The organism is Kitasatospora sp. NPDC059722, assembly GCF_042733235.1.
Lineage (GTDB): Bacteria > Actinomycetota > Actinomycetes > Streptomycetales > Streptomycetaceae > Kitasatospora.
Genome location: NZ_JBHWGD010000012.1, coordinates 133,590 through 154,300 on the forward strand (window position 1 = coordinate 133,590; position 20,711 = coordinate 154,300).

Here is a 20,711-nt window from a genome sequence, read left to right on the forward strand (position 1 = left end):
GTGCACGGGGCGGTGGCCCCCCGCGGGGCGGGGCGCGCCCGCGGCCCCCCCGCCCGGCGCGCGCCCCCCGCCCCCCGCCGCCCCGCCGCCCCCCCCCCCCCCGCCCGGGGCCCGGAGGATCAGACCTTGAGGTACTTGCGCAGCGTGAAGAACGCCGCGACACCGGCCATCGCCATGCCGACCACGACCAGCAGCGGGATCACCGCCAGCACCGAGCTCAGCCCGATGAAGTGGATGAACTGCACCCGGTCGGCCAGCCAGTTCTGGACGAAGAAGTGCCCGCCGAGCAGCAGTCCGGAGGCCATCACGGCCCCGAGCAGCGCGGAGAACGCGGCCTCGGCGATGAACGGCATCTGGACGTAGAAGTTGGAGGCGCCGACCAGGCGCATGATGCCGGTCTCACGCCGCCTGCTGTACGCCGACACCCGGACGGTGTTGACGATCAGCAGCAGCGCGACGAACAGCATCAGCACCATGATGACGAAGGCCGCCGTCTGCAGACCGTTCAGCAGGCCGAAGAGGTTCTCCAGGATCTTCCGCTGGTCCTCCACCGACTTGACGCCGGGCTTCCCGGCGAAGGCGCTCTGGATGACGTCGTACTTCGTCGGGTCGTTGAGCTTCACCCGCCAGGACTGCGGCATGGCGTCCGGACCGAGGACGGAGATGAGCGGGTTGTCCGGGTTCATCTCCTTCCAGTGCTTGTACGCCTCCGCGGAGCTCTCGAAGGTCGACGACTGGACCACCGAGTCCATCTTGTCCAGCTGGGCCTTGACGTCCTGCACCTGCTGGTCGGTGGCCGCGCCCTGCCCGCACTGCGGGGAGTTCCGGGCGTCGGACTTGGTGCAGAAGTAGATGCTCACCTCGACCTTGTCGTACCAGTACCCCTTCATGGAGTTCACCTGGTCGCGGACCAGGAGCGAGGAACCGGCGAGGGCGAGGGAGAGCGCGACGCTGACGACGACCGCGATGGTCATGGTCAGGTTGCGGCGGAGACCCACACCGATCTCCGACAGGACGAACTGGGCGCGCATGCGTGTAACAACTCCAGGGTCGGTACTGCTGGGTCGGACGGCTCGGGCCGGCGGCCCTACGGTTCAGCGGGGGTGGGTCAGTGCTGGTATCCGTAGACGCCGCGGGCCTGGTCGCGGACCAGCAGGCCCTTGTCGAGCTCGATGACGCGCTTGCGCATCTGGTCGACGATGGCCTGGTCGTGGGTCGCCATCAGCACCGTGGTGCCGGTGCGGTTGATGCGGTCGAGCAGCTTCATGATGCCGACCGAGTTCTGCGGGTCGAGGTTGCCGGTGGGCTCGTCCGCGATCAGCAGCATCGGCCGGTTCACGAACGCGCGGGCGATCGCGACGCGCTGCTGCTCACCGCCGGAGAGCTCGCCGGGCATGCGGTCCTCCTTGCCGCCGAGGCCGACCAGCTCCAGCACCTCGGGCACCACCTTGTTGATGGCGCTCTTGGGCTTGCCGATCACTTCGAGGGCGAAGGCGACGTTCTGCGCGACGGTCTTGTTGGGCAGCAGGCGGAAGTCCTGGAAGACGGTGCCCAGCTGGCGGCGCATGTGCGGCACCTTCCAGTTGGACAGCTTGCCCAGGTCCTTGCCGAGGACGTGCACCTCACCCGTGGAGGGGCGTTCCTCGCGCAGGCACAGGCGCAGGAAGGTGGACTTCCCCGAGCCGGACGAGCCGACCAGGAAGACGAACTCACCCTTCTCGATCTCCAGCGAGACGTTGTCCAGGGCGGGACGGTTCTGCTTGGGATAGGTCTTGGAGACGTTGTCGAATCTGATCACGGCTGCATCACGGAGGCCATCCTAGGCGGCGCCAGTCCTCGGTCGGTCCACCCCTGTGGGCCCGGTCCGGGGGCGGGCGAAGGGAACGGAAAGGGCCGCTCCCGGCTTGGGACCATACGCGAATCCACCGTCGGCCCGCAGGGCCCGGAGCGGACGGTTACCGGAGACTGGGGGACAATGTCCCCTTATGCCCCGAAAATTGCGAGGCATCTCACAGCCCGGGAGCCGGAACGGTCGGAACCTGGCAGAGTGGAGTGAGCGACCGTGCCCGGCCGCTCCCCCGCACAGGGCACGCGAAGGAACCAAAGCCCCGTCCGGTGCGTTGGTTCTAGCAGCGAGGAGGAGATCGCATGACCTGCGACCATCTGGTGTGCGCCAACTGCAACGGACGCGTGAGCGAGGGCCGTTGCCCGGTCTGCCGCGCCAACCGGGCCCGGCTGCAGGAGCAGCAGGGTCCGTTCGCCGCGCTCTCCCCCGCGGTGCTGCTGGCCCTGCTGGCCGGACTGCTCGCGGTGGCGCTGATCGCCCGGCAGGCGCTGGCCTGAGGCACGACGGGACGTACCGAACGCGAAGGGCCCCCGACCGATCCCGGTCGGGGGCCCTCCTGCGTCGTCGCCCGATTACTCGGCGCTGGTCTCGCGCTGCTTGCGCCGGCGGATACCGGCCTCGATGCTGTGCTTGATTTTCATCGAGGCCGAGCTCCTCACGCCTCGTTCGCGGTCTCGCGCTGCTTGCGCCGGCGGATACCGGCCTCGATGCTGTGCTTGATTTTCATCGAGGCCGAGCTCCTTACGCCTCGTTCGCGGTCTCGCGCTGCTTGCGCCAGCGGATCCCGGCCTCGATGAAGCCGTCGATGTCGCCGTCCAGGACGGCCTGCGGGTTGCCGGCCTCGAACGCCGTCCGGACGTCCTTGACCATCTGGTACGGGTGCAGGACGTAGGAGCGCATCTGGTTGCCCCAGGAGCTGCCGCTGTCCTTGAGCGCGTCCATCGCCGCGCGCTCCTCCTGGCGGCGCCGCTCCAGCAGCTTCGCCTGGAGGACGTTCATCGCGGAGGCCTTGTTCTGGATCTGCGAGCGCTCGTTCTGGCAGGAGACCACGACACCGGTCGGGATGTGCGTGATGCGCACCGCCGAGTCGGTGGTGTTGACGCCCTGGCCGCCGGGGCCGGAGGCGCGGTAGACGTCGATGCGCAGCTCGGACTCGTCGATGTCGACGTGGTCGGACTGCTCGACGACCGGGAGCACCTCGACGCCGGCGAAGGAGGTCTGGCGACGGCCCTGGTTGTCGAACGGCGAGATGCGGACCAGGCGGTGCGTGCCCTGCTCGACCGAGAGCGTGCCGTAGGCGTACGGCGCCTTCACGGTGAAGGTCGCGGACTTGATCCCGGCCTCTTCGGCGTACGAGGTGTCGTACACCTCGGTCGGGTACCCGTGCCGCTCGGCCCAGCGCAGGTACATGCGCATGAGCTGCTCGGCGAAGTCGGCGGCGTCGACGCCACCGGCCTCGGCCCGGATGTTGATCAGCGCCTCACGGGCGTCGTACTCGCCGGACAGGAGGGTGCGGACCTCCAGCTCCTCGACAGCCTTCTGGAGCGACTTGAGCTCGGTCTCGGCCTCGGTGCGGGTGTCCGCGTCGTCCTCGGCCTCGGCCAGCTCGAACAGCACGCCCAGGTCGTCGATGCGGCTGCGCAGGCCCTCGACCCGGCGCAGCTCGCCCTGGAGGAAGGAGAGCCGGCTGGTCACCTTCTGCGCGTTCGCGACGTCGTCCCACAGGGTGGGGGCGGCTGCCTCCTCCTCCAGGACCGCGATGTCGGCCCGGATCTTGTCCAGGTCGAGGACGGCCTCGATCGACCCCATGGTCGATTCGAGGTTCTTGAGCTCTTCGGAAGGATCGACGGCTGCCACGCCCCCAGCGTAATGGTTCCGGGGGTGGTCATGACGACACCGGGGTCCCCCGGCCGCCCGGGAGCGGTTCTAGGGGGCCCGCGGGGCGGTGCTGTGGACGGCCGGACGGGCCGGGTGGCCGCGGTCCGGGGCGGTGGCCGCGAAGGCCGTCCAGGCCGCGGCGGCGCCCGCCAGCAGCAGGACGGTGGCCAGCACGACGGCGAGCAGCCGGCGGCGGCGCAGCAGGGCCTGGCGGTCGCGGCGGTGGCCCGCGCCGGGGGCGGTGCGCTGGGCGCGGGACTCGGCGGCGTAGGCGGCCAGCTCGTCCGCGGACGGACGGCGCAGGCTGGTGTGGGTGTCCCGGGTGGAGTCCGGGGCGACGCCGGGCACCAGCGGGACGGCCGGGCCGCGGCGGCGCTTGTGGGCGCCGGGGGCGGCGTCCACCTCGGCGTAGACGGCCTCGCCGGGGGTGATCGCCTCCTCCGCCGGGGCGCGGCCCTGCGAGGGGACGGCGAGCACCGGCAGGCCCGCCAGCGCGGGCAGCTGCTCGCGCAGCCTGGCGGCCAGCTCGGCGGCGCGCAACCGGGAGGCGGGGGCCTTGGCCAGGCACTCGGAGATGATCCGCCACAGCCCGTCCGGCAGGCCGGGGATCGGCGGCACCTGCTCGGTGACGTGGCGGCGCAGCACGGCGCCGGTGTGGCCGCCGCCGAAGGGGGTGAAGCCGGCCAGCAGCTCGTAGAGCACGGTGGCGAGGGCGTAGATGTCGACGGCGGCGCGCGGCTCCAGGCCCTCGATGATCTCGGGGGCGAGGTAGTCGGGGGTGCCGATGATCCGGGTGGCCCGCGTGCGGCGCGGGGCGTCCACCAGGCGGGCCACGCCGAAGTCGGTGAGCTTGGCGCGCGGGGCTCCGCCGGGGCCGGGGGCGGCGGCGAGGTCGAGCAGGACGTTCTCGGGTTTGACGTCGCGGTGGACGATGCCGGCCGCGTGCGCGGCGGCCAGGCCGTCGGCGACGTCGGCGATGACCGAGGCGGCGGTCTGCGGGGGCAGGGCACCGTCGCGTTCGAGCCGGGAGCGCAGGTCGGTGCCCTGGACGAGCTCCATGACGAGGGCGAGGTCGCTGCCGTCCACGACCATGTCGCGCACGCCGACCACCCGGGGGTGGTCGAGGCTGGTCAGCGCGGCGCGCTCCTGCACGAAGCGGCCGACCAGCACCTGGTCGGCGGCCAGGTCCTCGCGCAGCAGCTTGACCGCCACCGGGCCGTCCGGCCCCTCGCCGAGCCAGACCGTCCCGGCCGAACCCCGGCCGATCACCTGGTGGACGGTGTACCGGCTGCCGATCTTGCGTGCCAATGCTGCTCCGTGGGCGGCGCGGGAGCGCGCCGGAAGGTCCGGTGCGCTCGGTGGGGCGGGACAACACCGACCAACCTACGCGCCCCGACCCCCCTCGCGGGCCGCCTGAGGGCCCCGGGGCGGCACTCGCGGGCGAGAAATCTTCGAAATTGTCGACAAAGCGTCAATCCCGCCGTCCGGGCGGCCGCCGGGGGGCGGCCGGACCCGGCGGGGCGTCAGTTCCTCGCGCTGTCGAAGACGTTGGTCACCCAGTCGTAGGCCGTGTGGTACCAGCCCTGGACGTTGTCCCAGTAGTGCGGCAGCGGCGTGAAGTTCCACAGCGCCACGGCGGCGACCGCCAGCACCAGCAGCACCATCAGGCAGCCCTTGAGGCAGCCGAGCCCCGGGATGTACATCCGGTTGCGGCTGCGCGGGCGCCGCTCGCGCGGCGGGGCCGGCTCGCGGCGCGACGGCGCCGGCGGCGCCTCCCGGCGGGCCGGCGGCTCCTCGCGGCGTTGCGGGGGCTCCCGGTGCTGCGGCGCGGGCGGCTCGGCCCGGCGCACCGGGGCGGGCGGGGGCGGCGGCGGGTAGCCGGCCTGCGACCGGCCGTAGCCCTCCGGGGCCTGCCGGTAGCCGCCGGGCGGCTGCGGACGGCCGCCCTGGCCCGCCTGTCCCCCCTGGTTCGCCTGGTTCGCCCGGTAGGGCGGCGGGGCGACCGGCGGGCGCTGGGCGTACCCGGGCGGCGGCGGGCCCTGGCGGCGCTGGTCGGGCCGGGGGCCGCCGGGCTGCTGGGGCTGGTACGCCCCGGGGTGACCGCCCTGGCCCGGGTATCCGCCCTGACCCCCCTGGCCCGCCTGGTAGGGCTGCGGGGCGACCTGCGGCTCCTCGAAGTCTTCCGGGCCGAAGTAGCCGACCTGCGTCTGCTGGTTGCGGTCCCGCGCGGCGCGCAGCTGCGTCTGCCACGGGTGCGGCGCCTCCTCCTGCGGCGGGCCCGGCAGGGGCGGCGGCACCGCGGTGGGCGGCATCACCTGCGTGCGGTCCGCGCTGCCGTACGGGGGCGCGGGCGGCGGCTGGGTGCCCATCACCCGGGTCGCCGCGGCCGGGTCGAACTGCGGGGCGCCGGGGCCGCCGGCGGGCAGCACCTGGGTGCGGTCCTCGCTCGCCGGCGCGAACGGCGCACCCGTGGCCGTGCCCGGCACCGAGGCGGGCTGCGGGTCCGGCTGCAGCAGCGCGCCGACCGCGATCGCCGCGTCCACGGCCGCCGGGGAGGCGTGCACGCCGACGCCCGCCGCCACCACGCGCAGCGCCCGCGCCAGCGAGGTCGCGGACGGCCGCTGCGCCGGGTCCTTGCGCAGGCAGCGCTCGATCACCGTCCACAGCGGCTCGGGCATCGTGCTGGGCCGCTGCGGCTCCTGGGCGAGGTGCGCCTGGAGGACCGCGAGCGCGCCGTCGCCCTGGAACGGCTGGCGGCCGGTGACCAGCTCGTACAGCATGATCCCGGCGCCGTAGACGTCCACGGCGGAGGTCTGGGCGCGGCCCTCGGCGGACTCCGGGGCGACGTAGGCGGGCGTGCCGACGAACTCGTGGGTGCGGGTGATGCCCGGGGAGTCGGCGAGGCGGGCGATGCCGAAGTCGGTCAGCATCGGGTGCATCTGCTCGGTGCCGTCCACCAGGACGGAGGCGAGCAGGACGTTCGCCGGCTTGAGGTCGCGGTGGACGATGCCGTCGGCGTGGCTGGCCGCGAGCGCGTCCGCGACCTGGGCCATCAGCAGGGCGCCGGCGATCGGGCTGAACGGGCCGTTGGAGCGCAGGTAGCGGGCCAGGTCGGGGCCCTCGACGAGGTCCATCACGAGGGCCAGCAGCTCGCCCTCGACGACCAGGTCGCACACCCGGACGATGTTGGGGTGGGTGAGCCGCAGCAGCAGGGAGCGCTCGCGCAGGAAGCGCATCACGACGTCCGGGTCCGCGGCCAGTTCCTCGCGCAGCACCTTGATCGCCACGGCCTGCCCGGGCTCGCCGCCCGGCACGTCGGCGGCCGGGCGCACCCGCCCGCGCCAGACGGTGCCGGTGGCCCCCCGTCCGAGGGTCTCCTCAAGCACATACTTGCTGCCGACTGGCCGCACCTGTCGCACTCCTCGCCGTGCCGCCCGCGCGGGGCGCTCCTCCGCCGGTGCGGTGAGCCTGCCGGGCCCCTGTCTGCGGCCACTCTAACGGTGACCGTTCGGGTTTCGGAGGCGACCGGCAGGCCGTCCGACCGGTCTCGGGGACGGGTTGGGGGACATCCCCTAGGGAAGGGTCACGGGCACCGCCGGAGCACCGGTTGACCTGACCCTCCGCCACCTCCAACATGGCGATCATCGCAAGATCGTCAAATCCGGTACCGTGCGCGGACCGTCCGTGACGGATGGCAGGATGGACACTCGCCACCTTTGTGGCCCAGCGGCCGCCCGAGCCGCGAGGCAGCGGTACCAGGCTTCACATCAGCAGAAGGGACCCGCGGGCGAGATGCAGATCCGGCTGACCGTCCTCCGACCGCGCAGCGGCCCGACCGCCGCCGGCACCGCCATCCCCTACGTGGACGTACTGGTCACCGCGCCCGTGGGCACCGCGCTCGGCGCCCTCGCGGGCGCGCTCGCGGGCGCCGTGGGCGTGCGCGGGCCCCGGGCCGCCACCCACGTGCACCTCTACGCCGGGGCGCACCGGGTGGACGAACACACCCTGCTCGGCCATCCTCCGCTCCTCGACGGCGCCGTCCTCAGCCTCAACGAGCCGGACCCGACCGCCGACGACCCCGACGACGCGACGGCCGCCGCCGAACTACGCGTGGTCGGCGGGCCGGACGCCGGCGGCGTGCACCGCCTGCACGGCCGGGAGATCCGGGTCGGCCGCTCCGGCGAGGCCGACGTCCCGCTCGACGACCCGGACGTCTCCCGGCTGCACCTGTCCCTGCACCTCGCCGAGGACGGCCGGGTCACCGTCCGCGACCTCGGCTCCACCAACGGCACCACCCTGGACGGCCGGATCGTCCCGCCCGGCCCGCTGGAGGAGGCCGTCCCGCTCGACCCCGGAGCCCTGCTGCGGATCGGCGAGTCCACCCTCCAGCTCGCGGCCCCCGAACCCGGCGAGCCCGCCCGCGCCGCCGTCCCGGACGGCCACGGCCACCTCCAGCTCGCCGCCCCCGGCCCCGTCCGGCCCGCGCCGCCCGTCGCCGAACCGCCCGCCGCCCCCGAGCCCGCCGCGGGCCGCGGCCGCGGACTGCTCTCGCTGCGGCTCGGCCGCACCGCCGAACCGCCCGGGCAGGAGAGCGCCGAGCGCCACCACGCCGCCGTCCGGATCCGCCAGGCCGCCGCCCAGCGCGAACGCTGGCCCGACCTCGCCACCCTCCTGCTCAACGCCGTCGGCCCCGGCCCCCGGCTCTGGGAGCGCGGCCCCGGCCACCCCGACGCGCTCACCCTGCGCCTGGGCACCGCCGACCGCCCCGGCGGCCCCGGCACCACCCCCGGCACGACACTGCCCGCCGTCCCGGTCACCCTCGACCTGCAGACCGCCGGCAGCCTCGGCCTCAGCGGCCCGCGCGAGCGGCTGGACGCGCTCACCCGCGCCGTCGTCGCCCAGCTCGCCGCCCTGCACCCGCCGAGCGGCCTGAGCCTCGTCGTCGTCGACTCCGACCACGCCCGCACCCCGCAGGAGCGCGTCGACACCTGGGCCTGGGCCCTCTGGCTGCCCCACCTGCGCCCCGTCGAGGGCCAGGACTGCCGCCTGCTGCTCGGCCTGGACGACGAGCAGGCCACCGCCCGGCTCACCGAGCTCACCGCCCGGCTCAGCGGCCCGGTCGGCCTCGGCGGCCACCCCGCCACCGTCGTCGTGGTCGACGGCCGCCCGGCCACCGAGACCGCCCGGCAGGCGCTGGACCTGCTGCTGCGCCAGGGCCCGGCGGTCGGCATCTTCCCGATCTGCCTCGCCGAGCAGCCCGAACTGCTCCCCCGCGGCGTCGGCGCCACCGCCCTGATCACCGGCGAGGTCGGCACCCACCTCTCGCTCGACCGCCCGGTCGCCCGCGGCCGCGAGACCCTGCACGAGGTCTCGCTGGACGCCGTCTCCGACGCCTGGGCCGAGCGGCTGGCCCGGGTGCTCGCCCCGCTGCGCGAGGCCGCCCCGGCCGCCCGCGGCCCCCTGCCGGACGCCCTGCGGCTGCTCGACCTGCTGCAGCTCGACACCGTCACCCCCGCCAAGCTCTCCGCCCGCTGGGACGCCCACGCCGGCGGCATCGGCGCCGCCACCGCGCTGCTCGGCACCACCCGCGACGAGCTCTGCACGCTCGACCTCGCCGATCCCGAACTGGCCCTCCCCTCCCCCGACCCGGGCGGCCCGCACCTGCTGATCGGCGGCGCGCGCGGCTCCGGCAAGACGGAGCTGCTGCGCACGCTCGTCGCCTCGCTCGCCGTCTCCGAGCGGCCCGAGCGGCTGGCCGTCACCATCGTCGAGGGCCGGGCCACCGAGGACGGGCTGGACGGCTGCACCGAGCTCCCGCACGTCACCGGGCGGGTCAACGCCGCCTCCGACCCGCGCCAGGCGCTGCTCGCCGCGGAGGCGCTGGAGGACGAACTCGCGCTGCGGGAGCGGCTGTTCGACGGCCTCGACTTCGCCTCCTGGCATGCCGCCCGCATTCTTGACGGCCAGCACAGCCTGGACGGCCAGCACAGCCTTGCCGGTCAGCACAGCCTCGACGGCCGACAGGGACCGGCCGGTCGGCAGGGCCTCGGCACAGGTGCGGACGCCCCGCAGGTACCGGTGCCCGCCGCCGTCGGAGCCGCCGCGACCCCCGCGCCCCGGGTCATCGGGCCGCGCGGCGCCGACAGCCCCCGGCCCGCCGCCCCGGGCGCCCCGGTCCCCGCCCGGCTGGTCGTCGTGGTCGACGACTACGACGCGCTGCTCTCCCCCACCTCCCCGGCCGGCCGCCCGCTGGCCCGCGCGCTCGCCGCCGTCGCCCGCCGCGGCGGCCCGCTCGGCGTCCACCTCGCGGTCACCACCGGCCGGCCCGAGGAGAGCGCCGGCACCGAGGTGGACGAGGCCGCCCTGCTCCGGATCGCCCTGCGCACCGAGGACCCGGCCGACTCCGACCTGCTGATCCACCTGGGCGACGCCGCCGCCCTCCCCGAGGACACCCCGGGCCGCGGCTACCTGCGGCTGCCGGACGGCGGCGTCTGCGCCTTCCAGGCCGCCCGGATCAGCGGACGCATCCCGCGCACCGCGACCCTGCGCCCGACCGTCGTCGCGATAGACCCGCTCCAGCTCGGCGCCCCGCCCCTTTGCCGTCCTGACTTCCTAGCGCATCGAGCCGGTGCGCAGGAGGGTACGGATGACGCGCATCGCGACCGACAGGCTGGACAGCTCGTAGTTGTCCGAACCCCTTATGTCGTCGAGCGTGCTCTTCGCGCGGTTCAGCAGCGTCCCGTTGAGCTCCGCCCAGGCGGTGTAGCGCTCCTCCGGGGTGGCGCCCTCCGGGCCGCAGACGAGGATGTCGGCGGTCAGCGCCGCGTGCGCCGCGAAGAGGTCCTCGCGGATCGCGGCCCGGGCCATCGACGACCAGCGGTCGGTGCGGGGCAGGTCGATGATGCGGTCCAGCAGGTGCGAGATCTGCAGGCGGTCGCCGAGGTCGTAGTAGAGCTCGGCGACGTCCGCGACGTCCTTGCCGGAGCGGTCCGCGACCTCGGTGATGTCCAGGGTCGGGAAGACCGAGGACAGGCCGGCGATCCGGGTGGCCAGCTCCTCCGGCACGCCCGCCGCGGCGAGCTCGCCGTGGATCGACTCGAACCACGCCAGGTCCTCGCCGCGCAGCGGCTTGGGCAGCGAGCCCCACACCTGGGCGATCCGGTCGCGGAAGAACGCGATCGTGGCGGCGATGTCCAGCGGCTGGCGGCGGTTGTTGAGCATCCACCGGGTGGCGCGCTCGACCAGGCGGCGCGAGTGCAGCCGCATCTTGGTCTGGACCCGGGCCGGGACCTTGTTGTCCAGGCCCTCGATCTCGCCCCAGATCTCCTCCAGGCCGAACACGGCCCGCGCGGCGGTGTGCGTCCGGGCGATCTCCTCGTAGGTCGCGCCGGTCTCCTCCTTCAGGCGGAAGGCGAAGGTGCAGCCACCGCGGTTGATCGTGTCGTTGACGATCAGCGTGGTGATGATCTCGCGGCGCAGCGCGTGGCCGTCGATCGCCTCGGCGAACCTGGTCCGCAGGGCGCTCGGGAAGTACTCGTGGAGCGCGGTGCGGAAGTACGGGTCGTCGGGCAGGTCGGTGGCGAGCAGCTCCTCGGCCAGCGTGATCTTGGTGTACGCGAGCAGGACGGACATCTCGGGCTGCGAGAGCCCGCGGCCGTTCTGCTGGCGCTCGCGGATCAGGCGCTCGGCGGGCAGGAACTCCAGCCCCCGGTCGAGCTGGCCGGCCGCCTCGAAGCGGTTGATCATCCGGGAGTGGACGTTGACCATGCTGTGCGCCTGGGCGACGGCGTTGGCCAGCACCACGTTCTGCGCGTAGTTGTTGCGCAGCACCAGGTGGCCGACCTCGTCGGTCATCTCGGCCAGCAGCGTGTTGCGCTGCTTGACCGTCATGTCGCCCTCGGCGACGACCCCGTTGAGCAGGATCTTGATGTTGACCTCGTGGTCCGAGGTGTCCACGCCGGCCGAGTTGTCGATGGCGTCGGTGTTGATCCAGCCGCCGGTGCTCTCCGGGCCGCCGGCCGCCGCGTACTCGATGCGGCCGAGCTGGGTGCAGCCGAGGTTGCCGCCCTCGCCGATGACCCGGGCCCGGACCTGCTCGCCGTTGACGCGGATGGCGTCGTTGGCCTTGTCGCCGACCTCGGCGTTGGTCTCGGTCGAGGCCTTGATGTAGGTGCCGATGCCGCCGTTCCAGAACAGGTCGACCGGCGCCTGCAGGATCGCCTTCATCAGCTCGGCCGGGGTGAGCCGGGCCTCCTGGATGCCGAGCGCGGCCCGGACCTGGGCACTGACCTGGATCGACTTGGCACTGCGCGGGAACACCCCGCCGCCGGCCGAGATCAGCGACTTGTCGTAGTCGTCCCACGAGCTGCGCGGCAGGTCGAACAGGCGGCGGCGCTCGGCGTACGAGAGGGCCGCGTCCGGGTTCGGGTCGAGGAAGATGTGGCGGTGGTCGAAGGCCGCGACCAGCCGGATGTGCTCGCTGAGCAGCATGCCGTTGCCGAAGACGTCGCCGGACATGTCGCCGATGCCGATGACGGTGAAGTCCTCGGCCTGGGTGTCGACGCCGAGCTCGCGGAAGTTGCGCTTGACCGACTCCCAGGCGCCGCGGGCGGTGATGCCCATGCCCTTGTGGTCGTAGCCCGCCGAGCCGCCGGAGGCGAACGCGTCGCCCAGCCAGAAGCCGTAGGACTCGGCGACGCCGTTGGCGATGTCGGAGAAGGTCGCGGTGCCCTTGTCGGCGGCGACGACCAGGTAGGTGTCGTCCTCGTCGTGGCGGACCACGTCGGCCGGGTGGACGACCTCGCCGCCGACCAGGTTGTCGGTGATGTCGAGCAGCGCCGAGATGAACGTCTTGTACGAGGAGACACCCTCGGCCAACCACGCGTCGCGGTCCACCGACGGGTCCGGCAGCTGCTTGGCGACGAAGCCGCCCTTGGCGCCGACCGGCACGATGACGGTGTTCTTCACCATCTGCGCCTTGACCAGGCCGAGGATCTCGGTGCGGAAGTCCTCGCGCCGGTCGGACCAGCGCAGACCGCCGCGGGCGACCTTGCCGAAGCGCAGGTGCACGCCCTCGACCTGCGGCGAGTAGACCCAGATCTCGAACGCCGGGCGCGGGGCCGGCAGGTCCGGGATGGCCTTCGGGTCGAACTTCATCGACACGTAGGAGTGCCACTCGCCGGAGCCGTCGTGCTGGAAGAAGTTGGTCCGCAGGGTGGCCTTGATGAGGTTCAGGAAGGAGCGCAGGATGCGGTCCTCGTCCAGCGAGACGACCTCGTCTAGCGCGCCGGCCAGCTCCTCCAGGATGCCCTCGGTCAGCTCCAGGGCGCCCGAGCGGTGGCTCGGGCTCAGCCGGGCCTCGAAGAGGTTGACCAGCAGGCGGGTGCTGTGGGTGTTGTTGCGGAGCGCGTCCTCCATGTAGTCCTGGGAGAACGTGGAGCCCGCCTGGCGCAGGTACTTGGCGTACGCGCGCAGCATCATCGCCTGGCGCCAGGTCAGCCCGGCGGTGAGGACCAGCTCGTTGAAGCCGTCGTTCTCGGCCCTGCCGGTCCAGGTGGCGGCGAAGGTCTCCTGGAAGCGCTCGCGCGCCTCGTCGGTGAGCTCTGTGGCCTCGCGCAGCTTCAGGCCGAAGTCGTACACCCACGCGGTGGTGCCGTCGGAGCGGCGCAGCGCGTACGGGTGCTCGTCCAGCACCTCGACGCCCAGGCGCTGGAGCACCGGCAGGACCTCGGTGAGCGAGATCGGGCCGCCGACCCGGTAGATCTTGAAGCGGCGCTCGTCGTCGCCGGCGCCGACCGGCTGGTACAGGTTGAGGCGGAAGTCGCCCGCGCCGTGCAGCGACTCGATCTGCTTGATGTCGGAGACGGCGGTGCGCGGCGGGAAGTCGGCGCGGTAGCCGTCGGGGAAGGCGTTGGCGTACTTGTGGCCGAGCTCGGCGGCCTTCTCCTCGCCCAGCTCGGTGTGCAGCTGGTCGTGGAAGCCGTCCATCCAGAACCGGGCGGCCTCGGCCAGGCGGTTCTCGATCCGCTCGATGTCGGTGTCGGTGAGCTGCGGCAGCTCGGTGCCGGGGGCCACCCGGACGACGAAGTGCAGGCGGGTCAGCACCGACTCGGTGGCGTACACCGTGTAGTCGATGGCGTCGCCGTTCAGCTCTTCCTTGAGGATGTCGGTGAGCAGCAGGCGGATCCGGGTGGTGTACCGGTCGCGCGGCAGGTAGATGAACGCCGAGTAGTAGCGGCCGTACTCGTCCTGGCGCAGGAAGAGGCGCAGCTTGCGGCGCTCCTGCAGGTAGAGCACGCTCGTGGCGATCGAGAGCAGTTCGGAGGCCGCCGTCTGGAACATCTCGTCCCGCGGGAAGGTCTCCATGATCTGCAGCAGGTCGCGGCCGTCGTGGCTCTCGCTGGAGAAGCCGGAGCCGTCCAGGACGGCCTGGACCTTGCGGCGCACGACCGGGATCCGGGTGACGGACTCGGTGTACGCGGCGGAGGAGAACAGGCCGAGGAAGCGGCGCTCGCCGATGGGCTCGCCGGCGGCGTTGAACTTCTTCACGCCGACGTAGTCCAGGTAGGCCGGGCGGTGCACGGTGGCACGGCTGTTGGCCTTGGTGAGGACGAGCAGCTTCTTCTCGTGGGCCTTGGCGCGCACCGGCGCGGAGAGGCGGCCGAAGGCCTCGCTCACGGAGTGGTGGCGGTCGTCGTGGCTGTGCGGGTCGGCGCGCAGGATGCCGAGGCCGGTGCCGGCGACGGCCTTGAGGACCTCTTCGCCCTCGTGCTCGACGAGGTCGTACTCGCGGTAGCCGAGGAAGGTGAAGTGGTCGTCGCCGAGCCAGCGCATCAGCTCCCAGGCCTCGCCGACCTCCTGCTCGGGCAGGCCGGCCGGGGGCTCCTCGGCCAGCTCGTCGGCCAGGCGCAGCGCGCTGTCGCGCATCTTGGTCCAGTCCTCGACGACCTCGCGGACGTCGCCGAGCACGCGGCGCAGGTTGGACTCGATCGAGCGCAGGTCCTCGCGGTCGGTCTCGCGGTCGATCTCGATGTGCATCCACGACTCGACGGTCGCGTCGGCGGGCCACTCGGCGCCGGCGGCCTGGCTGCGCGCGCACGCGTCGACGTCGAGGATCTCCAGGAGCTTGCCGGTGATGTCACGGCGGACGACCAGCTGCGGGTGGATCACGATGTGGATGCCGCGGTCCTGGCGGGACAGCTCGTTGGTGACGGAGTCGACCAGGAAGGACATGTCGTCGGTGACGACCTCGACGACCGTGTGGCCGCAGGACCAGCCGTTCTCCTCGACCGAGGGGGTGTGCACCCGCACCTCGGCGGTGCCCTGGGGGCGCTTGAGGCCCAGGCGGTAGTGCGAGGCGGCCGCGCCGTAGACGTCGACCGGGTCGAGGTCGACCAGGTCCTCGGGCGCGGTGTGGAGGTAGTAGTGGTGCAGGTACGCGGTAAGAGCGCCGTTGCTCAGACCCTCCCCCGGCGCCGCTCCCCCCACCTGGCTGTTCTCAGCGGCTGCGGCGGCCTTCTTGAGCAGGTCGGCCTTGGCTGCGTCCAGCTTGGTCTGCATGACTTCTTGGCTCCTGTCGCGCGCCGTTGCGTGACTCGGTCGTGTGTGGATGAACACCGACGGGTCTACCGCAATCCTGCCGCACCATCCGACTGAAAAGGGTTCATGGCGCGCATGAAACGCCTTCGCAGTGGGTAGGACGATTCGTCCTGCGGAGCCACCCGACGACGCCAGCCAGCCTAACCGGATCAATCGAAGGTGGACAGGGACAGGGAGGCGCAAAGGTGCCGGGTGACCGGTCCGTCCTGGACACCATGTCCAAACCGGAACCGGATGTTCGCTTTCAGCCCATATGCGGGTACGCATGGTGCGTCGGCGGCACGAAGGTTTCCTTGATCGAACGGGCCGAGGTCCAGCGCAGCAGGTTCTGGGCGGCGCCCGCCTTGTCGTTGGTGCCGGAGGCACGGCCGCCGCCGAAGGGCTGCTGGCCGACGACGGCGCCGGTCGGCTTGTCGTTGATGTAGAAGTTCCCGGCGGTGAAGCGCAGTTCCTCCACCGCACGGGCGATCGCGTAGCGGTCCTGTGCGATGACGGCACCGGTCAGGCCGTACGGGGCGGCGGCGTCGATCCTGGCGAACACGTCGTCCCAGCGGGAGTCCTCGTAGACGTGGACGGCGAGGATCGGGCCGAAGTACTCGGTGCGGAAGATCTCGCCGCGGTGGTCGGAGGAGACCAGGACGGTGGGCCGGACGAACCAGCCGATCGCGTCGTCGTACTGGCCGCCGGCCGCCAGTTCGATCGTGGGGTCACGCTTGGCCCGCTCGATGGCGTCCCGGTTCTTCTCGAAGGCCCGCCGGTCGATGAGCGCGCCCATGAAGTTGGAGAGGTCGGTGACGTCGCCGACGGCGAGCGCGTCGACCTCGGCCAGGAAGTCGTCCTTGATCCGCTGCCAGAGGCTGCGCGGCAGGTAGGCGCGGGAGAGCGCCGAGCACTTCTGGCCCTGGTACTCGAAGGCGCCGCGGATCAGCGCCGTCTTGAGGATCTCCGGGTCGGCGGAGCGGTGGGCGAGCAGGAAGTCCTTGCCGCCGGTCTCGCCGACGATCCGCGGGTACGTCCGGTAGCCGCCGATGTTCGCGCCGATCGTCTGCCACAGCGACTGGAAGGTCGCGGTCGAGCCGGTGAAGTGCAGGCCGGCCAGCGCCGGGTCGGCGAGCGCGACCGGGGACACCTGGAGGCCGTCGCCGGTCACCAGGTTGATCACCCCGGGCGGCAGGCCGGCCGCCTCCAGCAGCCGCATCAGGTGGTGGGCGGCCAGCGCCTGGGTCGGCGCGGGCTTCCAGACCACCGTGTTGCCCATCAGCGCGGGGGCGGTGGGCAGGTTCCCGGCGATCGCGGTGAAGTTGAACGGCGTGATCGCGTAGACGAAACCTTCCAGCGGGCGGTGGTCGGTGCGGTTCCACACCCCCGGGGACGAGACCGGCTGATCGGCCAGGACCTGCCGGGCGAAGTGGACGTTGTAGCGCCAGAAGTCGATCAGCTCGCAGGCCGAGTCGATCTCCGCCTGCTGCGCGGTCTTGGACTGGCCGAGCATCGTGGCCGCGTTGAGCGTCTCCCGCCAGGGCCCGGCGAGGAGGTCCGCGGCGCGCAGGAACACCGCCGCGCGGTCGTCGAAGGACAGCGAGCGCCACTCCCGGGCGGCCGCCAGCGCCGCGTCCACCGCCGCGCGGGCGTCCTCCCGGGTGGCGTTGCCGAGCACGCCCAGCTTGGCCGCGTGGTGGTGCGGCTGGACGACGTCGATCCGCTCGCCGCCGCCGAAGCGCTGCTCCCCGCCGATCGTCATCGGCAGCGGCACCTGCTCGGCCGCCAGCTCGTCCAGGCGCCGCACCAGGCGCTCCCGCTCGGCGCTGCCGGGCCCGTACGCCCGCACCGGCTCGTTGACCGGCTCCGGCACCTGGGTCACTGCGTCGATGGGCATGGCGGCTCCGTCCTGCTGCTGTACCGATGTCAGTCCAGCCTGACCAGCCCCCGGCGGATCCGCCCGTCCAGACACGCCAACGGCGGACGTGGCGCGCGCCACGTCCGCCGTCAGGACGGCGGCATCGCCGCAGCTCAGGCCGTCAGCCGTCCGGCCAGCTCGACCGCCTCCGCGAGGGTGTCCACGACGGGCACGCCGACCGGCTCCAGCTTCTCCCTGGTGTGCGAGCCGCCGGTGTACAGCACGGCGTGCGCGCCCGCGCCGATCGCCGCGAGGGCGTCGTCCGCGGCGTCCCCGATGAGGACCGTACGGGCGGGGTCCACGCGCTCGCCGAGGGCCGCCAGGTGGCGGACCAGCTGCTCGCCCTTCTGCCCGCCGGAGGGGCCGCTGCGGCCGTCCACGCGCAGGAAGGTGCCGGTCAGGCCGAAGCCGTCGACCAGCGGCACGAGCTTGTCGTGCTCGTACATCGACAGCAGGGACTGGCTGTGCCCCGCCTCCTGCCAGCCCGACAGCAGCTCGCGCACGCCGTCGGTCAGGCCGCAGGCCGGACTCAGCTCGCGGTAGCGGTCGTGGAAGGCGTCGTCGAGGCGGAGCCACTCGGCCCGGGACGGCATGCGGCCGAGCAGGCGCTCGTAGAAGCGGGGGATCGGGATCTCGTACTGCTCGCGGTACTCCTGCATGGTCATCGGCCCGACGCCGATGGTCGCGAACGCGGCGTTGCTCGCTCCGAGCACCGCCTCCATGTCGTGGAAGAGCGTGCCGTTCCAGTCCCAGACGATGTGATTACGCACGATCCGAACGGTAACTCCGGGCACCGACGGGCCGATAGGACGGGGCTCACGCAGGGGCGGCCGCGGGCGGGCAGGCGGGTGATCAGGCGAGGAGCCCGGGGATCTCCTGGGTCGCGAACCAGAGCAGGTCGTGGTCCTCGGCGCCGTCCACGGTGAACTGGGCGTCCTGGTCCCCCTCGTCGGCGGCGGCCACCGCGGCCACGGCCGCCGTCACGTCCGCGAGCACCTCGTCGTCGGAGACGTCCGCGTGCACGGCCGCCGCCTTCGCGAGCTTCACCGGGCCGGCCAGCACCACGCGGCCCAGCGAGGCCTGGTCCTGGTACTCGTCGCCGGGGAAGGGCCGCACGGCGGAGTCCGCCACGTCCAGCGCCACCACGACGCGCCGGCGCGGCGCGTCGGGATCGGCGGCCAGCAGCCGCAGCGAGGACTGCGCGGCCCGGTTCAGCGCCGCGTACTCCAGCTCCTCGATGTCGTCGCTGACGTACCACTCGCGCAGCGCGGGCGTCACGGCGTACGCCGCGGTCTCGTCCAGGACGCCGCCCGGGTGCGCCGCCGCCAGGCCGGTCAGGGTGGTGGGCACGTACACGCGCATCGGTGGCACTCTCCGGTTCGTCCAGCGTTCGTCCAGCGGCACAGCTTCCAGCGCCCCCAAGAATAAGCGCCGGGCGCCCGCCGTGATCACGTCCCGCCGGATCGGCGGGCCGCGGATCAGCGCGCCGCCGCCAGCGCCTCCCGGCTGGTGCGCAGCGCGCTCTCCAGCACCGCGCCGCGGCGGGCCGGGTCCATCATGTTCGGACCCATCGCCGCCAGGTCCGCCGGCGTCGGCGCGAGCAGCCGCACCCGCACGCCCTCCGCCCGCAGCAGCGCGGCCTCGCGCAGCAGCTGCCTGGTCACCGCGCGGCGGTAGCGGCTGACCACCTGGGCCAGCACGCCGCGCGGGCGGTCGCGGGCGCGCCACTCGTGCAGCGCGGCGAGGGTGCCGCGGTCGGCGCGCCCGGCGCGGGGGTGCAGGCGCAGGGCCATCGGGGCGAGCACGTACGCCTCGTCCAGACCGCGGCCGAGCAGCAGGTCGGCGTTGGTGGCCGACCAGCAGCCGCCGTCCACGTACGCCGAGCCGTCCAGGCGCACGGGCGCGAACCAGCCGGGGATCGCGCAGGAGGCCATCACTGCGTCCGCGATGGCGACCGCCGGGGCGTCCGGGTCGCCGAAGACCACCCGGTGGCCGCTGCGGTAGTCCACGGCCGCGACCCGCAGCGCGGAGCCGGCCGGCCAGCCGCCCGGCCCGTGCAGGTCGCGGACCAGCGCGCCGACCGGGGCGAGCGAGCCGCGGCCGTGCGGCGCCACCGCCGACACCATGGTCAGCAGCGGGTACTCGCGCGGGTGGCGGACGGCGTCCCGCAGGAGGCCCGGCGAGCCGATCCCGGCCCGCGGCCGGGGCGGCAGGGCGCCGCCGACGGCCGTCTCGTAGTCGAAGGCCACGCCGGCCAGCGGGCCCTCGGTGAGCGGCAGTCCGCGCTGGTGGTCGCGCAGCTGGTCGACCGGCACGCCGGCGGCGAGCAGCGCGCCGAGGATGGAGCCGGCCGAGGTGCCCAGCAGCACATCGGCGTCGCCGGGGCGCCGGCCGGTCGCCTCCTCGACGGCGCACAGCGCGCCGACCGTCCAGGCCGCGCCGAGCATGCCGCCGCCGCCCAGGACCAGCCCGCGCCGGGGTGCTCCCCGGGCGGCACCCGTCCGGGCCGGGGACTGCGCCGCTGCTGCCCGTGTCGTCATGCCGGGTGTCGTCATGCCGGCCGCCTGTCGTCGTGGGGCGTCGCGCCCGCTCCCGCGGTTCCCGGTCAGGATCCGATCCTGCGCGCCGACCGCGGACCGCCGCAACGCGTGACCCCGGCCGCACCACCCGGACCGGCGAACGCGGCCGTCCCCTTTCGGGCCTACCCGCCCGTCGTCGCACGTCAACCGCGTGCCTCCGGGACGGCCCGGGAGGCCGCCGCCGCAACGGGCCGTTCGCCCGGATAGGTGAACTTCACCCTCCGCTCCCCACGGTTGCGCAATCCCCTTGCCGCCCCCTCCCGACCGCCGCTACCAAGGACCCGTCCGTACCCGCACCACTCGCCCGAGGAAGCACCCCCCGACCCGTCCGCGCCCACCCCCCGCCGTCCAGCCCCGCCGTCCAGCCCTGCCGTCCACCCCCGCCGTCCACCCGAGGAAGCCCCCGTGACCACGCCCCGGAGCACCACCGCCCGCCCGCCCGGCCCCGAGGAGACACCCGTGACCCCACCGCTCGCCGCCCGCCCCCACCGCCACCTGCACGACGGCGCACCGCACCCCGCCGGGCGGCGGCCCCGGCACCCCCGGGCCGACTGCGCCGGCGCCCCGCCCGGGCACGACCCCCGCGCACTCGCGGCGCGCTTCGCGCACCGGCTCGTCGAGGTGCTCACCGGCGCCCGCCCGTCCGGCCAGCTGATGCGGCACACCAGCCTGGACGGCTACGGCCAGCTCGCCTCCCTCGTCCGCACGGGCGCCCTGCGCCGCGCCGGCGCCGGCGCCCGGCCGCGCCTGGGCCCGGTGCACGACAGATCGCCCTCGCCCGACGCCGTCGAGGCGTGCGTGCGGGTCGACCTCGGCCGGCGGCACCACATGGTGGCCTTCCGCCTCGAACAGCGCGGCCCGGCCGGTCAGTGGCAGTGCACCGCCGTGGAGGCCCGGTGACGGCGCAGGGCGC

The 20,711-nt window shown here is 73.7% G+C and carries 13 protein-coding genes and 1 pseudogene; 3 read left to right on the plus strand and 11 right to left on the minus strand.

All coding sequences use genetic code 11. The annotated features are described in order from the left end of the window. Positions 1–119: 119 nt before the first annotated feature. Together ftsX and ftsE are read right to left on the minus strand one after the other, a co-directional pair. Positions 120–1,031 (minus strand): permease-like cell division protein FtsX, encoded by a 912-nt coding sequence (gene ftsX, locus ACFV4F_RS10765; RefSeq protein WP_329929190.1) that lies wholly within the window; start codon positions 1,029–1,031, stop codon positions 120–122. 77 nt (positions 1,032–1,108) lie between these two features. Beyond that, positions 1,109–1,798 carry a cell division ATP-binding protein FtsE gene (gene ftsE / locus ACFV4F_RS10770; protein WP_063349173.1) on the minus strand — a complete coding sequence of 230 codons (690 nt, stop codon included), beginning with the start codon at positions 1,796–1,798 and terminating at the stop codon, positions 1,109–1,111. Between the two features lie 350 nt (positions 1,799–2,148). On the opposite strand from ftsE, the gene ACFV4F_RS10775 reads away from it, so the two are divergent. Continuing rightward, complete coding sequence (locus tag ACFV4F_RS10775; RefSeq protein ID WP_359960365.1) at positions 2,149–2,343, plus strand: hypothetical protein; 195 nt, start codon at positions 2,149–2,151, stop codon at positions 2,341–2,343. Positions 2,344–2,587: 244 nt separating this feature from the next. Here ACFV4F_RS10775 and prfB read toward each other — a convergent pair whose 3' ends face one another. The 4 genes from prfB to ACFV4F_RS10795 all read right to left on the minus strand — a co-directional run bounded on the left by prfB (position 2,588) and on the right by ACFV4F_RS10795 (position 7,741). Continuing rightward, positions 2,588–3,703, minus strand: coding sequence for a peptide chain release factor 2 (gene prfB / locus ACFV4F_RS10780; protein ID WP_380435424.1), 1,116 nt, complete (start codon positions 3,701–3,703; stop codon positions 2,588–2,590). Between the two features lie 69 nt (positions 3,704–3,772). Then, on the minus strand, positions 3,773–5,032 hold the full coding sequence (locus tag ACFV4F_RS10785; RefSeq protein WP_380435425.1) for a serine/threonine-protein kinase: 1,260 nt from the start codon (positions 5,030–5,032) through the stop codon (positions 3,773–3,775). Between the two features lie 215 nt (positions 5,033–5,247). Then, a complete protein-coding gene (locus ACFV4F_RS10790) occupies positions 5,248–7,134 on the minus strand; it encodes a protein kinase (RefSeq protein WP_380501587.1) in 1,887 nt (628 codons plus the stop codon). 352 nt (positions 7,135–7,486) lie between these two features. Continuing rightward, positions 7,487–7,741 carry a hypothetical protein gene (locus tag ACFV4F_RS10795; RefSeq protein WP_380501589.1) on the minus strand — a complete coding sequence of 85 codons (255 nt, stop codon included), beginning with the start codon at positions 7,739–7,741 and terminating at the stop codon, positions 7,487–7,489. Between the two features lie 120 nt (positions 7,742–7,861). Here ACFV4F_RS10795 and ACFV4F_RS10800 point away from each other — a divergent pair. Beyond that, a pseudogene (locus ACFV4F_RS10800) lies at positions 7,862–9,646 on the plus strand (FHA domain-containing protein); the annotation flags it as partial. A 690-nt stretch (positions 9,647–10,336) separates the two neighbouring features. On the opposite strand, the gene ACFV4F_RS10805 reads toward ACFV4F_RS10800, so the two are convergent. The 5 genes from ACFV4F_RS10805 to ACFV4F_RS10825 all read right to left on the minus strand — a co-directional run bounded on the left by ACFV4F_RS10805 (position 10,337) and on the right by ACFV4F_RS10825 (position 19,759). Next, the gene (locus ACFV4F_RS10805) at positions 10,337–15,283 is read right to left on the minus strand and encodes an NAD-glutamate dehydrogenase (RefSeq protein ID WP_380435428.1); all 4,947 of its coding nucleotides are present in this window, start codon (positions 15,281–15,283) and stop codon (positions 10,337–10,339) included. A gap of 283 nt (positions 15,284–15,566) precedes the next feature. Then, positions 15,567–17,192, minus strand: a complete 1,626-nt coding sequence (pruA, locus tag ACFV4F_RS10810; protein WP_380435453.1) for an L-glutamate gamma-semialdehyde dehydrogenase — start codon at positions 17,190–17,192, stop codon at positions 15,567–15,569. Between the two features lie 140 nt (positions 17,193–17,332). Further along, a complete protein-coding gene (locus ACFV4F_RS10815; protein WP_380501591.1) occupies positions 17,333–17,989 on the minus strand; it encodes an HAD family hydrolase in 657 nt (218 codons plus the stop codon). 82 nt (positions 17,990–18,071) lie between these two features. Continuing rightward, positions 18,072–18,581: a DUF6912 family protein gene (locus tag ACFV4F_RS10820; RefSeq protein ID WP_380435430.1), complete on the minus strand. Its 510-nt coding sequence runs from the start codon at positions 18,579–18,581 to the stop codon at positions 18,072–18,074. A gap of 116 nt (positions 18,582–18,697) precedes the next feature. Then, positions 18,698–19,759 (minus strand): patatin-like phospholipase family protein, encoded by a 1,062-nt coding sequence (locus ACFV4F_RS10825; protein WP_380501593.1) that lies wholly within the window; start codon positions 19,757–19,759, stop codon positions 18,698–18,700. Positions 19,760–20,203: 444 nt separating this feature from the next. Between ACFV4F_RS10825 and ACFV4F_RS10830 the strand changes: the two genes are divergently transcribed. Continuing rightward, the gene (locus ACFV4F_RS10830; RefSeq protein WP_380498987.1) at positions 20,204–20,698 is read left to right on the plus strand and encodes an Rv3235 family protein; all 495 of its coding nucleotides are present in this window, start codon (positions 20,204–20,206) and stop codon (positions 20,696–20,698) included. Positions 20,699–20,711 lie beyond the last annotated feature (13 nt).

Bases quoted from the DNA above. Each gene is read 5' to 3' on its own strand.
- ftsX (WP_329929190.1), bottom strand. From the start codon at position 1,031: ATGCGCGCCCAGTTCGTCCTGTCGGAGATCGGTGTGGGTCTCCGCCGC.
- ACFV4F_RS10775 (WP_359960365.1), top strand. From the start codon at position 2,149: ATGACCTGCGACCATCTGGTGTGCGCCAACTGCAACGGACGCGTGAGC.
- ACFV4F_RS10795 (WP_380501589.1), bottom strand. From the start codon at position 7,741: ATGGCCGAGCAGGGTGTGTTCGTCCACCCGGTGCGCCCCGGCGTAGAG.
- ACFV4F_RS10805 (WP_380435428.1), bottom strand. From the start codon at position 15,283: ATGCAGACCAAGCTGGACGCAGCCAAGGCCGACCTGCTCAAGAAGGCC.
- ACFV4F_RS10820 (WP_380435430.1), bottom strand. From the start codon at position 18,581: ATGCGCGTGTACGTGCCCACCACCCTGACCGGCCTGGCGGCGGCGCAC.
- ACFV4F_RS10825 (WP_380501593.1), bottom strand. From the start codon at position 19,759: ATGACGACACGGGCAGCAGCGGCGCAGTCCCCGGCCCGGACGGGTGCC.